General features: G+C 57.7%; 12 protein-coding genes, 1 tRNA gene, 2 rRNA genes, 1 pseudogene and 1 other annotated feature. Of the genes and pseudogenes, 6 read left to right on the top strand and 10 right to left on the bottom strand.

Features of this window, described 5'->3' with window-relative positions; all coding sequences use genetic code 11:
• Positions 1 to 40: 40 nt before the first annotated feature.
• Positions 41 to 1,281, bottom strand: a protein-coding gene (locus tag O1Q03_RS38905) for an IS3 family transposase (protein WP_442865862.1) whose coding sequence is annotated in 2 segments (ribosomal slippage) — positions 41 to 975 and positions 975 to 1,281 — 1,242 coding nt in all. Because the reading frame shifts where the segments join, the coding sequence is not laid out codon by codon here.
• Positions 863 to 979: a sequence feature (AL1L pseudoknot), on the bottom strand. Its footprint overlaps the gene before it by 117 nt.
• A 383-nt stretch (positions 1,282 to 1,664) precedes the next feature.
• Here O1Q03_RS38905 and O1Q03_RS38900 point away from each other — a divergent pair.
• The gene (locus tag O1Q03_RS38900) at positions 1,665 to 2,045 is read left to right on the top strand and encodes a hypothetical protein (protein WP_269511218.1); all 381 of its coding nucleotides are present in this window, start codon (positions 1,665 to 1,667) and stop codon (positions 2,043 to 2,045) included.
• A 486-nt stretch (positions 2,046 to 2,531) separates the two neighbouring features.
• Complete coding sequence (locus O1Q03_RS38895; protein ID WP_269511215.1) at positions 2,532 to 2,837, top strand: BPSL0761 family protein; 306 nt, start codon at positions 2,532 to 2,534, stop codon at positions 2,835 to 2,837.
• A 516-nt stretch (positions 2,838 to 3,353) separates the two neighbouring features.
• On the opposite strand, the gene O1Q03_RS38890 is transcribed toward O1Q03_RS38895, so the two are convergent.
• The 3 genes from O1Q03_RS38890 to O1Q03_RS38880 form a co-directional block, all read right to left on the bottom strand.
• A complete protein-coding gene (locus O1Q03_RS38890) occupies positions 3,354 to 5,009 on the bottom strand; it encodes a hypothetical protein (protein ID WP_269511212.1) in 1,656 nt (551 codons plus the stop codon).
• A gap of 131 nt (positions 5,010 to 5,140) precedes the next feature.
• Positions 5,141 to 6,016, bottom strand: a complete 876-nt coding sequence (locus O1Q03_RS38885; protein ID WP_269511209.1) for a hypothetical protein — start codon at positions 6,014 to 6,016, stop codon at positions 5,141 to 5,143.
• A gap of 144 nt (positions 6,017 to 6,160) precedes the next feature.
• Complete coding sequence (locus tag O1Q03_RS38880; RefSeq protein ID WP_269511206.1) at positions 6,161 to 6,700, bottom strand: hypothetical protein; 540 nt, start codon at positions 6,698 to 6,700, stop codon at positions 6,161 to 6,163.
• A gap of 136 nt (positions 6,701 to 6,836) precedes the next feature.
• On the opposite strand from O1Q03_RS38880, the gene O1Q03_RS38875 reads away from it, so the two are divergent.
• Entirely contained in the window at positions 6,837 to 7,997 is a 1,161-nt protein-coding gene (locus O1Q03_RS38875; RefSeq protein WP_269511203.1) for a hypothetical protein, read from the top strand.
• A 353-nt stretch (positions 7,998 to 8,350) separates the two neighbouring features.
• Here O1Q03_RS38875 and O1Q03_RS38870 read toward each other — a convergent pair whose 3' ends face one another.
• From O1Q03_RS38870 to O1Q03_RS38855, 4 genes and pseudogenes are all read right to left on the bottom strand, one after another.
• Positions 8,351 to 9,253, bottom strand: a complete 903-nt coding sequence (locus tag O1Q03_RS38870) for a plasmid partitioning protein RepB C-terminal domain-containing protein (protein ID WP_269511200.1) — start codon at positions 9,251 to 9,253, stop codon at positions 8,351 to 8,353.
• A complete protein-coding gene (locus O1Q03_RS38865) occupies positions 9,250 to 10,152 on the bottom strand; it encodes a plasmid partitioning protein RepB C-terminal domain-containing protein (RefSeq protein WP_269511198.1) in 903 nt (300 codons plus the stop codon). Before O1Q03_RS38865 ends, O1Q03_RS38870 begins: the two co-directional genes overlap by 4 nt.
• Positions 10,149 to 11,710 (bottom strand): annotated as a pseudogene (locus tag O1Q03_RS38860) (recombinase family protein). The gene O1Q03_RS38865 and the pseudogene O1Q03_RS38860 overlap by 4 nt, the downstream one beginning before the upstream one ends.
• 167 nt (positions 11,711 to 11,877) lie before the next feature.
• Positions 11,878 to 12,321, bottom strand: coding sequence for a hypothetical protein (locus tag O1Q03_RS38855; protein WP_269511195.1), 444 nt, complete (start codon positions 12,319 to 12,321; stop codon positions 11,878 to 11,880).
• Positions 12,322 to 12,747: 426 nt separating this feature from the next.
• Between O1Q03_RS38855 and O1Q03_RS38850 the strand changes: the two genes are divergently transcribed.
• The 3 genes from O1Q03_RS38850 (at position 12,748) to O1Q03_RS38840 (ending at position 13,869) form a co-directional block, all read left to right on the top strand.
• Positions 12,748 to 12,851, top strand: a tRNA-Ser gene (locus O1Q03_RS38850).
• Positions 12,852 to 13,180: 329 nt separating this feature from the next.
• On the top strand, positions 13,181 to 13,585 hold the full coding sequence (locus tag O1Q03_RS38845) for a T6SS immunity protein Tli4 family protein (RefSeq protein ID WP_269511193.1): 405 nt from the start codon (positions 13,181 to 13,183) through the stop codon (positions 13,583 to 13,585).
• Positions 13,582 to 13,869 carry a PAAR domain-containing protein gene (locus O1Q03_RS38840; protein WP_269509408.1) on the top strand — a complete coding sequence of 96 codons (288 nt, stop codon included), beginning with the start codon at positions 13,582 to 13,584 and terminating at the stop codon, positions 13,867 to 13,869. Before O1Q03_RS38845 ends, O1Q03_RS38840 begins: the two co-directional genes overlap by 4 nt.
• 73 nt (positions 13,870 to 13,942) lie before the next feature.
• Here O1Q03_RS38840 and rrf read toward each other — a convergent pair.
• A 5S ribosomal RNA gene (gene rrf, locus O1Q03_RS38835) occupies positions 13,943 to 14,055 on the bottom strand.
• Positions 14,056 to 14,238: 183 nt separating this feature from the next.
• Positions 14,239 to 14,314 (bottom strand): 23S ribosomal RNA (locus O1Q03_RS38830); the annotation flags it as partial.

Raw genomic sequence — 14,314 nt, 5'->3', positions numbered from 1 at the left:
TGAACCGCGCCGGGTTTGTCGGAGACCGCCGAGTTTGGCGCTACGCCGCGCGAGCGGATAGCGCCAGATTCCGTTTGTAAGCTTGCTCCGCCTCCGCCGGCGACACGTACCCGAGCGGGCCGAGCAACCGATGGTGGTTGTACCAGTGTACCCATTCCAGCGTGGCGAGTTCGACATCCTGGAGCGTACGCCATGAACGCCGGTGCACAACTTCGGCCTTGTACAGTCCGTTGATTGTCTCGGCCAGCGCATTATCGTACGAATCGCCAACGCTGCCGGCGGACGGTTGCACGCCAGCATCCACCAAACGTTCGGTGTACCGAATGCTGAGATATTGCGACCCGTGATCGGAATGATGAATGAGGCCGGGCGGCGGCTGGCGATCGTGTAACGCCTGGTTCAGCGCGTCCAGCACGAAGTCAGTCTTCATCGATGCCGACACGCGCCAACCGACGATACGGCGCGCAAACACATCAGTGACGAAGGCCACGTAGACAAAGCCCGACCATGTCCAGCAATAGGTAAAATCCGCAACCCACAGCGCGTTGGGCTGATCGGCACGGAACTGACGTTTGACCCGGTCCAGCGGGCACGGCACCGCATCGTCGCGCTGCGTCGTCTTGATCCGGCGCCCGCGCCGCACACCTTCGAGGCCCATCGCCTTCATCAGGCGCGCAACCGTGCAGCGCGCGACCTTCACACCATCACGCAGCAACTGGCGCCAGACCTTGCGCACACCATACACGCCAAAGTTCTCGTCCCAGACCGCACGGATGAGGGCCTTCAGTTCAGCATCGCGACGCGCTCGCTCTGGCCATTGCTCCGGATCGCTGCGCCGCCCGGCGTGCCGGTAATACGTCGACGGCGCGATCGGCAGCAGGCGGCAGATCGGCTCGACACCGTAGACGTCGCGATGCTCGTCGATAAACGCGATCATGGTTTCGATCGGCGGTCGAGCTCCGCCTGCGCGAAATACGCGGAGGCCTTGCGCAGGATCTCGTTGGCCGTGCGCAATTCACGATTCTCGCGCTCCAGTTCCTTGAGCCGTGAGAGCTCGGAAGTCGTCGTGCCCGGTCGCTGGCCACGGTCGCGCTCAGCCTGGATGACCCAGTTTCGCAGCGTCTCGCGCGACATCCCCATCTTCGAAGCGATCGAGCGGATCGCCGCCCCCTGCGTTTCGTACTCGTGCTGATGCTCAAACACCATCCGCACCGCCCGCTCCCGCACCTCATCTGAATATCGCGTCCCGGTGGGCTTCCTTACCTTGCTTTCGTTTTCCATACTTCAAATCTCCAATTACAGCCAAGATCCGAAGTCTCCTACATTCCCGGAGCGGTTCACCATGATGCCCGTCTGGAGTCCACGTCCTGCGTCGGAGTTGCCGAGAGTTCTGCTGTCGCAGTGGCGCGTTTTCGAATTGGCAGACGGCAGCCAGCACTTTGTCGGCATCGATATGTTCGACCGGTCTGGCCGGGTGAGTTCACCGATAGTTATGTTCGATGCGGCTGCGAGACAGGGTACGACCCACACGGGCCGCATCTACGAACTCGTCGGCCAACACGGCTGGTCGGTTCAGGCGGAGTTCGTTTGGAAAAGATGGTGCGAAATGTACGAGGTTACTTCGCACACCGACGTGACGGAACGCTTGCTTGGAGGCGCGGACGATGACGCTTCAACACGTAGTCCCTGACGATTTTCCGAGAGAGCCGTATCTCGGTGCGGTCCCTGGCGTACAGCCGAAGCTTCTTGTCCGCGAGGAGGACGGGCGGTATTACACGGGCCACTCGGAAGATGAATTGCTCGCACGCTATGAGTCTTGCGAAGACCTCGCGTGCCAGCTCGCGGCGTACGCGTCACGAAAGATGCTCCAGTTCGGTTGGGTGCTCGATGACGTACTGCGGAAAATCGAAATGAGCGCGAGCGGCAAGGTGAGTACCGGTCGATGGGATTTTTCACCAGCGGAAAACATGTGGGTGATGAAGCGCACACGCGAGTTATTGCTGGCAGCCGGAAACGATGGCGGAAATAAACATGAAAGCTGTTGAACCGAGGCGCGCCGGATGCCCAATGACGCAGCCGAACCGATACCCTGGAGAATCAAAACCATGAATCGGACGTTGAAGTGTCGCGATGCGAATCCGGGTGTACTCGGAAGTGACGCACCTGCGGCATATATCCGAGCGGTTGAGCAAAGTGGTCGCATCCGCTATCACCGCATTCGCCCTGGGCGCCGAGCCGCCAGGCTTGGTGCGAAAGCGCAAACCGTCACTCGCCTGGCGTACGTGCTTTGTACCGTTTCGCCGGACGCTGCTGCGGAGGTCCTCACTCTGCCACCGCGGCAGGTCGGACGAATTGTCAAAGCCATGCTGCGCCACGCGCGAAGAACGCCACGCAGGAGAATTCCTTTCAAAAGGCGCCCGGATAGCTGCGTTTTGCGTATTCGGGCGTCGGATAGCGCGCGTGGTCAATCGCTGACGGACAGATAGATTATAGGGTTTGGTGAGCAGTGCGAATTCTTGACGGAGCTGACGATGACGATACCCCGTGAACGTACAAGAGCTGTTGTGGAGACTCGTGAGTTTCTTCAACTGCTCGCATCTTCTGACGACGCAACTGTAGGCCTCGATATTCGCGAAATGGCAATACGGCTACTCCGGCACTACCCGTCGGATGTTGACCTCGATACTTCCGCTGTGGCGCTACCGGAAGTCTGGTCGCCCCTCGCCGACAGTCTGCCGGTACGCGCAAAGCCAAGGTCGATTCGAGAACTCCGCGGAATTCTGAAATCTGACGCCGCGGCCGTAGATATTGAACAGATGAATCCTTGGCGTGATTGACGCCTCGCCTTATTCTGTTTTCCCAGAAGGCTCAGCCAAAAACATCTCTGCGGGTCTGAATCGCTGGGTGGTGAGGCTGAGCCCAGCCCTCCCTACGGCATATGCCCGGGACGGTCCTTCCACTCAGCTTCGCCACCCGCGTTATCACCGGTATGGAGCCGCCTCGCCCGCCAGCCTCTACGCGCCCTCCGGGACGCTAGCTTCGCCATCCCGTTGCCGATTTCTCAGGCGCTACCCCCGCAGTGTCGGTTTTCCCCTGCGCGCTGCTGGTGGATTTAGCCCCCGTTCACGCAAGCGGCATTGCGTTGTGTCACCGAAGCCAACCAGACGGGTTGGGCGGCCCTACTGCCCGGCGGCTCGATGACTCGGCGGGCAGGCACGAACGCACTGCATAACGGTATAGGGCTCGAAGGCACTACATCGAGTATCACCTCGCATTGTATTATTCAATCGCTTGACGCTCACCAATAGAGGCACGCTCACTGTTAGTTGGAAGGGCTCCTCGAGGTTGGTCGATTACAAAACCTCGAATTCGCCGGGCATCACGCCGAACGATTCCTTGAATATTTGGCTGCACCATTGTTCCATTTCATGGCGCGACCACTTCGTCGTCAGCCAATCAAAATCGAGGTCGAACGCGCCTTCCTCCACCATCCACTGGCGACTGAGCAGATAAGCAGCATTCCATGTAAAGAAATTATCGAACGTCTCTTGTACGTTCTCTCCCGGCTTATCATGATGTACACGGGGTTGAACTTCGCCGTCGACAGTATCTAAAAACAGTGCTTCATGCGCTGAAAATAGCTGCCTTGCAGAGTCCATATCCACGTCACCTTTTACGCTAACTGACCAGTAGCCGGGCCAGCAGAAGTACTCCGGGCGAAGGGATTTGCTTCGCTGGAAACGCAAGAACTCGGAGAAAAACAAACGGACCGGAACATTGTGGCGCGCGAATTTCATTTCACATGCCTCGCGCAGCAGCGCACGGCAGGTAGCCTGTTCGTTGGACCATTTAACCACTCTTGCCGAAATGTCCATGGGTGTAGGCGAAGCGATGGCACGCGACAGTAATTCGCTTGTCGTTTCATACTCGTCACGCGAGCATGAAACGACCGCTTTTTTCAGTTCTGGATACCTGTCTCGAATCGTCCAGCATAGGGTCGTGAAGCGAAGACCGGGGTCCACCGACAATATGAAAGATTCGAAGTGCCACAAGTCGAACGGGAACCCATCACCTGGATTTATTGCAAGGTCGCAGACGAGTAAAAACAGATTCACCAGCGGGTCGCAGGGTGATGCTGGCCATGGCTCACCGAGCGCTGATAGAAAGGCGCGGAATGCGTCCACATATACTTTGCCAAATAGCCCAGCATCCCTGCTCACGTTCAAGTCGAACCGGCCGCCCGAAACCCTATAAAGATATTGAAGCTGACAGAATCGGGCCTGACCTTCAAAGATTTCGCGCAGTCCAATTTCAGCAATGCGCAGGGGAGAGCCGAAATAAAAGCCTTCCTCACGCCGTTTTTTCAAGCGCTCGAACTCACGCCCCCAGTTACGAAAATCTGGCAAGAAATCGAGTGTAGGGTCCTCTGAACCAGCCAGCAGCCCGATGACCGACGACCACGCAATATGGTAGGCATGGCCAACGCATTCAAAATAGGGGTCCTCGACGAAGTGCTCAACATGGCGTGGAGAAATCATCAAAATCTTTGCGAACTCGATGTCGTGCCAGTTATTCAGAACCACATTGATGTCCTGCCGAACGGCAAGGTCAATATCGTTCGAGGTCGCATTCAGCAGGTCGAATTTCCGGATGGATTTAACGGGGCCGATGGCATGCACGAGCCGCTTGAGACGTTCAATATTGATATGCTCTTGTGCTGGGAAGCCAAGGCTTAACAACAACCCAATCGTCGAGCCAATGTGTTGCCACCAGTGTATCGTTTCATGGATATACGTCGAGTTTGCCTGAATCACCTCCCAATCATACTCATCGGCAGCCACCGTGGTACCTAGCGGCAACTCTCCGAGAAGCCTGTGCACCTGGGGCGACAGGCGAACGGTGAAGCTCAGCGGGTTGTAGAGTCCGTTCGCGTTGTAGCATGGGCCCAACGTGGACTGAGGCAGCCAGCGTCCGATGGAGTCGTCTAGTAGCGAAGTGTCGATGCGCATTGAGGTCGAAGACATCGTCGAGCTGTTTATGGGACGAGGGGACCGGTGGTCACCGTCGCCGGATAACGTACGGAATCGGTACGTTCTGGACAACACTTCCTTGAGTGCGCGAATACCCGAAGCACTTCGGGCTACTTCTCATTGTCAGCCGGCGTCGATTCCAGCTCCGCTGCCATGCCTGCCAACGAAGCCGTCGTGGTCAGGACCATAACGGCGTCCCGGCGGCTGAAGAGCACAGGTTGTCCCGCGACATCCAGGTGATGACCCAGATTCGTGTAATTTCTGACCACGTTGTAAAGTGCTGCCGCACGCTGCGATTTCGAGAATTCCTGGCTTTTTCCCGCACGGACGGACTCACACAATTGCTCAAGCATCGGGGATGCGTTCTTCAGGCTATCCAGCGACAAGCGACAGAACGAGACCGTCTGCTCATACTCGCCCCCAGCAAGCGCACGTCGTGCCTTTTTCAAGTATTCAATCGCGTGAGCCATTTGCGGTGGCGCATCTAGGGGCGCCTCTACCCCAACAACAAACGAATCGGCTACGCCGAGCGACTCCAGTACCTTCACCCAGTCACTGAGATTGACCGCAACACGCACACTCTCAACCACGGGGTGCGTGTCATTAGGCGCGTGAGCCAGCCCTAATATCTCGACCTCAAAAACCAGACCACCGCCACCCCGGAGTTCCTCCAGCGCAAGAAGTTGACGGTCACTGAGCATGACGCGAAGCAGCGATGGCCGTGACATCGCATGGTTTAGCCGACGGATTATCAGTGGCTGTTCAAACTCTGCCGGGCCCAGCAGAAGACGCCCACGATTGGAAGATTGCAGCCACACGCTCGCGCGCAAACTATCGATGTACATGCCTGCAGGGTGGTCCGGATGCTGATTGGCAATATCAAAGATGGTGCCGAACTTGAGCGTGTGCATGCCAAGGCCGCACTCTCCGAAAACACCGGCAGCCCGGACATCGGCCATGACGTAATGGTGAACCGTTAGGCTCATGATTTCCCCGTACGAATGTTCGTCTGCTCTGGAGTCGACATATTACTCATGCAACAGGTCTGCCGGATATGCTGCCAGCTCTCGACTATGGCCGAACCGACCAAAATGCCAAACCTCGGCGTCGCGCTAACAGCCGCCTACGGCTCAAGAGTGGCTGCCGAAGTTGCACAGCTCCGTCTCCTGCGTCATGAGAGTCGTAATCCTTGTCATCAAGGTATCCTGTGAGCGCTCGGTGCTATTGATAAGTGGGTCGTGCTCCTCGTCCTCAAGCAAATGCGAAGAAGGTTGAATTGGGGCGCCTCGTATCATTTGCTCCTCCCTGGTACTTTGTAAGCTCTTCCAGTCGGTCCAGAGCGACGCAATAAGTTCGTCGTGCTGCTTGCACCATGCCATCTGCGCGTCACGGTTGTTCACCGCTGCAGTGAGGTGGACGTTATCTGTCAAGGATTTTTCGAGTTCGGTTTCCCGGGAAGCCGCTAGCGTCTGCCAATGCCGTGCCGCGTCTAGTTCGGACTTCGGGGCGAGGACGTACGGACCTCCGGCCAGAAAGCCGCTCCAACTCGGTAACTTCACAGCCATTTCCGCAACCAGTCCTAAAGTCAGTAGCGCGCCTGCGCCGAACGCAATTGGGCTGGACCGAAACGCGCGTACCAGAAATTTTCTAAACCAGTTTGATTCCGTCATCGATAGGCCCTAGTTAGTCACGCAACCTTGCTTGAATGTCGGCAAAATGCTTAATTGCTTTAGCTCCCGCTGTGCTGGGGATGACCTCGGAACACAGCCTGACACCCGGTTTTCCGAAAGACATCGAGGGACTGGCATGCCATCTGAAACTCAAAATTTCGAACGTCAAACGCTCTACGAGGAAATTTGGTCGGAACCCGTCAGCAAGGTGGCGAAGAGGTACCAAATCTCCGACGTCGGTCTTCGAAAGATATGCGTCAACCTCAGCATCCCCGTTCCGCCCGTGGGTTACTGGGCTAAAATCGCTGCCGGTCAGACTGTCAAGAAACCATCCTTGGCACCGACCAAAGGGCCGGCAACGTACCTGCGCACCATCTACAAAGACCCACAGGATGATGAGCGTTCGATGCGCACTCAGGCCAGGATTGAAGAGGATGCCGCTCACGCCCCCGAAGTACCAGTCGTCTTCGCTCGTAGCTCCATCGACGATTGCCTGCCGCTCATCAAGCGCATGGCGAAAAAGCTTGAGGGCAAACAGCGAGATTCTCGGGACTGGCCTTATTGCGACGGGGCCGGGCTCATGCGTCTCTCGGTTTCACAGCAAAACTCATTGCGTGCGCTCCTCGTGCTGAACCAGCTACTGGAGACGCTGTCGGCTGCAGGCTATCGACTTTCCACATCAGACAAGGAAAAGGAGTCTGCCTATGTGTCGGTCCTGGATGCCAAGCTAACGTTCCGCGTAAAGGAACGGAGTCGGCAGGAGAAAGTCCCTTTCACACCAGAACAAGTGGCTGAAAACAAACGCCTCGGATACAACCGGCACAGCCAACGCTACGTTTATCACCCCACGAACGAACTCGAAATATCAGTGTTCCAGCTCGGACATAGTTACGCCGAAGCAAGCACGGCTGACACACGAAGCGTTCCGATTGAGACAAAGATTCAGGCCTTCGTTGGCCGGCTTCGCCATCTGGCTATTCGAGATTCGGTCAACGCGGAGATAGCGGCCGAACAACGCGTCGTCGCTGCGGCCAAGGAGGCCGAACGTGCGCGACTTGAAGAGATTCGCCGAACCGAACTCGACCGTTTGAAGCAAGTTGAGGAATGGGCCTCGAAGCTCGAGCGAGCCAACCGTCTGCGAGCACTGGCTTCCGAGTTCGAGTCAAAAAACCTGACAGCGTCGGACGACGTTATAGATGCGGCGTGGATACGACGGGCAGCCGACTGGCTAGACCCGACAGTTGGTTCTCACTGGGATGCCGTGGACGATGTTCCACCACGATACGGCAGTTGGTAGCTGTTTGCCGGCCGATTTGTCACGCAGGGTCGAGGTGCACGGGGGCGCAGGCATTCGTTTTTTGGGGAACGAACGGAGTGACGAGCTCGCCAGTGTTCTTGAGACAACCATCAGACGGTCATCTCGCTGATGAGCTCTCAGCGAGTTCCGTGCATTGCCAGTTGTTAAAGAACATCCACTCGACTTCGAGCATGCTGGCTTCGGGGGCCTCAAGGAGGTCGCCGAGACGCCTCCAGCAGTCCGGCGGAAGGGGCAGCTTTCGCACGGGCAACAGCGTCATAGCCGGGCGTAGACGTCAAGGCGATGGCCCTCATCTCGCGGCGCATCGCAACCTTCGCTACGTTGGATTTCGACTAGAGGGCCGTGCTGAATTGCTGCTGGTCGAGAGAAATCGTTGCGATGATGGATTCGAACTCGGCCATCAGGTCCGGATGGCGCTGGGCAACGTATTGCCGTGCAGATTCGTTTTCAAGGAGCTTGGCGAGATACCCTTTCGCAAGCACCAAATTCAGCACGTCCTGACCGTAAGTCTGCTCCACGAGCTTGTACTGTCCCTGCAGGTTGCTCATTTCGCGCTCCATTTTCGCCATCTGCTCCGGGCTAACGCCCGTCAGTTTGCGCGGCTTCTTGCCCTCTACAAGCAGCGCTGCAGGCGTGGCCACCAACAATGCCTCGGCGTAGGAGACGGTCACGTTGTTCGCGGCCACCATCAGCTCAACGCATTCCACCTGCCGCGTCGGCTTCATTTTACGAATTGCGCGAACAATCTCCGGCGAGAACTGCCGGTCGCCGAGAAGTTCGGCCGCCTCCGGACATACACCTTCGAGGAGCGACATCTTCTTTATAATCAGCGACGCATCCACGGAAAGCGCTTTCGCCAATCGTTCCGGTGATACGCCTCTGTCGATTACGCGCCGTATCATATAGTGCTCCTGAATTGTCGAAAGGCGATTAACACGGTTGTTATACGTGTAGCTCTCGTCATCGGTCGCGACGAGACAGGCAACGCTCTCGTACCCCAGGTCCTGGATGGCGAGCAAGCGCAGATGACCATCCAGTAGAACATGTTGACCGGAAGTCTGGTCCGCAGCGGTTACAGAGAGCGGTTCGATGAGACCGACCTCCTCAATGGAGGTCCTTATCTGCTTGTATTTCCGCGATTCGACCACGGGCGCCGGTATTCTGCGTGACGGCAATATGTTGCCGACTGGCACCGACAAAGGCTCGGGGATGAATCCAAGAGTGACGCCAGTCATGTAACACTCCCGCTTGGCCAGACGCGTTCGGCAAGATATTTCGGTAGGCTGGCCAGTCCTTCCGCACGCAGGAGGTTGATGAAGTTCTCATCGGCAAACAGTTGCCTCAATGCGCCGACGACGAACAGCAACCGCTGCTGGGTGAATTCGGCCTTCCTGACCATGGATTTCTGACGTTCTACCTCGCGCTCATACGTGCGTACGAGACTCGATGTCGTGACAGCGGCAGTCTTGCTGGTCATATTGCGCGCAGTGCTTCTCCCGAGCGCTTTTCTGCGCTCGATGATGCGGCGAGCGTTCATCAACTGCTTGCCCCGCAATTTGCCCGACTCGTAGGCGTCCTGGAGTGCCGCCTGTATTTCAGTATCGTCGTCGCCGGCGCCGACAATCGTGAGGGCGGCGTTCAGGGGAACAAGGCCTTTCTCCACCGCGACCACGAGTCGCTCTTCCCCTTGATGCAGCAGCGTCAGGATGCCCTGAACATAAGTCGACGTGAGACCTGTTTTTTCGGCTATGACCTTCGGCGCATACCCCTGCTGCTGCAATAGCCGAATGCCGGCAAGCCGTTCGATGGGACGACACTGTCGGCGTGCAATGTTTTCCGTCAGACTCATGACCAACGCGTCCTCATCGCTGACGCTCACCACGAGTGCGGGAATAGTTGCTTCACCGAGCGTGCGGAACGCCTTCAATCGTCCCTCGCCGCACACGAGCAGATATTTTTCCAGGCCACCTGCCGTGGCTCGCGGCGTGACCACGATAGGCTTCTTGAGACCAATTGCCTTGATGTTGTCGACGATTTCCTTGAAAACGCGACCATTTCGCTCTCGCGGATTGATGACTTCAATCTGAGCGACGGGGACCATCCGGATTTCTCCGGGCTGCTGCCGCGAGTTCACGCGACTCTCCTGAGACGGGCACGCTCAGCCATGCCATAGAGGTAGTCCAGCGTATCGAATCGATAGCTCTCGAACTCGATGGGATTCCGGTCTGCCAGATGAATGCGAGGTTGGCAAAAATCCAGATGTGGCAACAGGTAGTAGTCCAGCGTCGATTCATTCGCCTGGTCGAGCCGCACGGCAACCGTGACGTCCGGTAGAAGGCTGGTATCAAAGCGCACCTTCCAGTGATTGCGGCCATTGTCATGAGCCTGACAGCGCGCGAGCACGATGCAGGCCGTGAACTCGTCATTGACCGTCAGCAGGTCGGTCGCAGGGTCGCGTATCACCGTGCCACCCAAATCCGCGATTTTCTTCTCTGTCTGCGCAACGATTTCCGGATGAAGTTGCCGCAGGAAGCGGTTGGTTTCAATGTATCGGTAATCTCGGCCGGGCGTGAAGCCGACCGTCTGGTAGGCACGAATCAAACTGCCGAACCGGTACACGTAGACCGACGTCGAAGGCATGCCATCGGTTTCGTCAATCACCACGCCGGACAGAAACCCGCGACTGCGATACAAATTGCGCAGGCGCTCGATTAACTCCTCATTTGAATAACGACGCGCTCGCGCTCTCATGATGCCCTGAGCGGTGTAGAACGTCTCGCTTGGCACAATGGCCTGAAATGCGCCCTCCTTTCGAATCCACATGTCAGGTGTGTTGGTCACCCGCATTTTCTTCAGCTTGAACGACACACGGTTGTACACGTTGTTGCCGATGTATTTCTCGTTGGTCAATACCTCGCGTACCGTGGCGCGCGTCCATTCCCGGTCAAGGTCAGTTCGCACGTGCATGCCGTTCAGGCGCGCGGCAATTTCGTATTCATCGAGCGAGCCGTCGATAAACCAGTCGTAGATTAGATTGACGGTGCGCACCTCGCTTTCTGGACCCGGCATCAGGATTACCCGGTCCGTCTGCAGGCTTTTATGCTCACCGCGCCGCAATTCCGCTTTCATGAGACCGTGGTCGTCGACCAGTACGCGGCGCAGTCCATAGCCAGCCGGCCCTCCTTGCCGGAAGCCCATTTCAAACGGCACTGGCCGGCGAACACCTTCGCCGACAGCTCCCGGCTGTATTCGCCCGCCATGGCCCGCTTCACGCCTTTCACGATAGTCGAGACAGGTGACCCGTCGTTTTCGAACTGCTCGGCGCAGTACGCCACCTGGATGCCAGCGCGGCGGCAGATGTACTCGTAATACGCGCTCTCGTCAGCATCCTGGAATCGCCCCCATCGGCTCACGTCATAGACGAGGATGACGCTGAAGTCGGCGTTGCCATTGGCCACATCGGCAATGAGATTTTGCAGTGCCTGCCGGCCGTCGATTCGAAGGCCGCTTTTGCCTTCATCGGCGTATGTCCGGACGATTTCGAATCCGCGGCGGGCTGCGTAATCCCGAATCCTGTCGCGCTGATTCTCGGTCGAATACTGCTGATGTTCGGTCGACATGCGGACGTACTCCGCTGCGCGCCCGGCAGACGAACTGGCGACGACCGGTGCATCCGCGTTATTGAATGACATGGTCCACCCCGCAACTCAGACACCGACAGGCGGCAGGCATCGGACGCAGGTGGGCGCCCGATGCGAGCGTCGTGGCTTCACATCAGATGGTCGCTTTCGAAAACGAACGGTGACAAGGCAAAGGTAGCAGGCCCGACACCAATGCGTATCAAGTCATCTCTTTGCAATCACCAAGGCGGCGCTGTCGGTGCAGACAGCACGGCTATGTGAACGGTCCACGCGTCCGTTTTTGCAACGGCGGCATCGTCCGCGCGAGAAAGGAGGTAGAAGCCAGAGCCCAGCGGCGATGGAAGCCTGATGACATCCATCTTTGCAATCGGCTTGTGATTCCGGCGTCCATTGCGCAACCGCTGCATACTGCGGTTGCGCTCGCGATACGCCGGATGAGCAGCTCGATATTCGCGCCAGTAGCTCGAGTGGGCTGCGCGCCATTTCGCCTGCGCCCGGGCCTGGTTGTCGCGATAGTCGCTGTCGATACGGAGCCGGTTGCGCTGCCAGTCACGTCGACGGGCGCGCTGGCACGCCATCGAGGAGCAATATCGCTGACGGGGAACATGCAACAGCGGCACGAACGCGTTGCCGCAGGCAAGGCAAAGGCGGGTCGATTTCATGGGCCCCCTCCATGTCGGGTCGAGACAGGCGCCCGCGGCCGTCTTGACCCACCAGCAAAATCGCTGGCCTTAGAGGGGTAGAGAAGGGTCGTCGGCGCACATCCGGCAGATTCCCATCACCCGCGAAAATCGCTAGAATTTCCTTACTTCAAGCGCAGTTTTTCGAAAACCGCGCGCGTGCGCGACCGCCGTCCGCTGACGGGGGAGCTCGTTTCTGGGGCTCCGACCACACCGCATTTGACGTGGCCATGGTCGGAATTTCTCGGCTTATGCGTCGGTTTTTCTCAGGTTATGCGTCCGCCCCGGCTGGGGAGCCTTATCTGGCAAGGGCCAGTTTCTCGGGATATGCGACCGTCTACACTGCCTGTAGATAGCCACACGTAGGGCGCCAGAGTAAGTGCGACTGGCGCCACAGTTTTGCGACTGGGCGACTAAGTTGGTGCGACTAGCCTACCTGTCGGGCGCCATGTCTGGTCGGCCGCGGAATCTTAATCCGCAGGTCCGGGGTTCGAATCCCGGATTCGCCACCAGTTGTAAGGAAAAGCCGCTGCTTCTCACGAAGCAGCGGCTTTTTTGTTCTGGAACGCCGGGAATGCGCCCGAACAGGCGCATTACGTATCTAAAGCGGCCAACCGTTTTAGATGCGGGCGATTTTCCGAGCGCGGGTGCTACACGCCACTGTTACCTCAACGTGGAGAGCACACCGTGAGACACGCCGGCCGGACTTAATCCTGACCTGGGCTCGTGGGCACCACTCCGAGCGGCCGGCTTGAGCAGGCACAGGCCACGCTCCCCAATCTGGCGTCGCACGGGTACGTTGGCAGTCGGACTCGTACCCGGTCGCCCATCCAATTTGATCGTGAAGTTGCGTGAGTCGGTCGATCTCGATCAAAACGCGTCGTTGCTCAAAGGGCTATCCGAATTTGAGTCAGGGCTGAAGCCTTACGCGCATCAATACAAGATCCTCCGAAAAGGCCCGCGCCAGTTCGCCGGCATGCCCGCAGAGGAACTTCTTATAGACATCAGCGAGGACGGCGTCCAGAGGTATCAGTTCTATCTGCTGGCCGCCGGCGTCGAAGGCGATTTCTCGAAGCCTCACGCGGGTATTCAGTTGCTCTTCGGGGCTGCACCCGATGACGTTACACCAGCTGCGGAGGCAACCTCGCCCGTCAGCAAAGAACAAGCAATTCAAGCATGGGACGCAGTGCTGAACAGCTTCCACTATCGCGGCCCGACGGCCAACGGAATCGGAGTATCCAAGTGAAGCGCTATGACATCGTGAAGGGCGATACCACCACGGCGGCTGGCTTGATCGTGGGCGGCGATGCCAACAACTTGGTCGGCACCCGCGAACAGGCTTACGAGGGCGATCCGGTCTCGTGCCCTGCATGCAAGACCGTAGGCAAGATCGCGTGCGATGGGCCACGTATCCACACCACCGGACCGGACGGTCGGCAGGCGGCGCTGAGTGATGATTTATGCGTGTGCCAGTGTTCACCGGCACCGCGGCTGATTGCGTCGCAGATTTCATCGTTCATTGAAATCTAGCCCCATGCCGCGTAAATCCGCGCCAGAAATGCAAAAACCCCCGCCTTTCGGGCGGGGGTTCTTGGCTTAGGGAGCCTGACGATTACCTACTTTCACACGGGAATCCGCACTATCATCGGCGTAGAGTCGTTTCACGGTCCTGTTCGGGATGGGATGGGGTGGGACCGACTCGCTATGGTCATCAGGCAAAGAGGGTTGTCCTGCTGGCGCGGCCAACAGAACCAATCTTGGAAGAAGCAGTAATTTAGGTTGTGAGCTGTATCTCACACATACGCGGTACTTCAACCGCAGTACGTCGAGTGCCTTGCACTCGACGCTCGATGTCCGTAAGCGCTAAAGCGCTAACGGTCATCGAGACAGACTTGTTATAGGATCAAGCCTTACGGGCAATTAGTATCAGTTAGCTGAACGCATTACTGCGCTTACACACCTGACCTATCAACGT

The sequence above is a fragment of the Burkholderia sp. IMCC1007 genome (assembly GCF_027257875.1).
Classification (GTDB): domain Bacteria; phylum Pseudomonadota; class Gammaproteobacteria; order Burkholderiales; family Burkholderiaceae; genus Burkholderia.
This window is presented reverse-complemented; position numbering and strand designations above follow the sequence as displayed.

Bases quoted from the DNA above. Each gene is read 5' to 3' on its own strand.
- O1Q03_RS38900 (WP_269511218.1), top strand. From the start codon at position 1,665: ATGACGCTTCAACACGTAGTCCCTGACGATTTTCCGAGAGAGCCGTAT.
- O1Q03_RS38895 (WP_269511215.1), top strand. From the start codon at position 2,532: ATGACGATACCCCGTGAACGTACAAGAGCTGTTGTGGAGACTCGTGAG.
- O1Q03_RS38890 (WP_269511212.1), bottom strand. From the start codon at position 5,009: ATGCGCATCGACACTTCGCTACTAGACGACTCCATCGGACGCTGGCTG.
- O1Q03_RS38885 (WP_269511209.1), bottom strand. From the start codon at position 6,016: ATGAGCCTAACGGTTCACCATTACGTCATGGCCGATGTCCGGGCTGCC.
- O1Q03_RS38880 (WP_269511206.1), bottom strand. From the start codon at position 6,700: ATGACGGAATCAAACTGGTTTAGAAAATTTCTGGTACGCGCGTTTCGG.
- O1Q03_RS38875 (WP_269511203.1), top strand. From the start codon at position 6,837: ATGCCATCTGAAACTCAAAATTTCGAACGTCAAACGCTCTACGAGGAA.
- O1Q03_RS38870 (WP_269511200.1), bottom strand. From the start codon at position 9,253: ATGACTGGCGTCACTCTTGGATTCATCCCCGAGCCTTTGTCGGTGCCA.
- O1Q03_RS38855 (WP_269511195.1), bottom strand. From the start codon at position 12,321: ATGAAATCGACCCGCCTTTGCCTTGCCTGCGGCAACGCGTTCGTGCCG.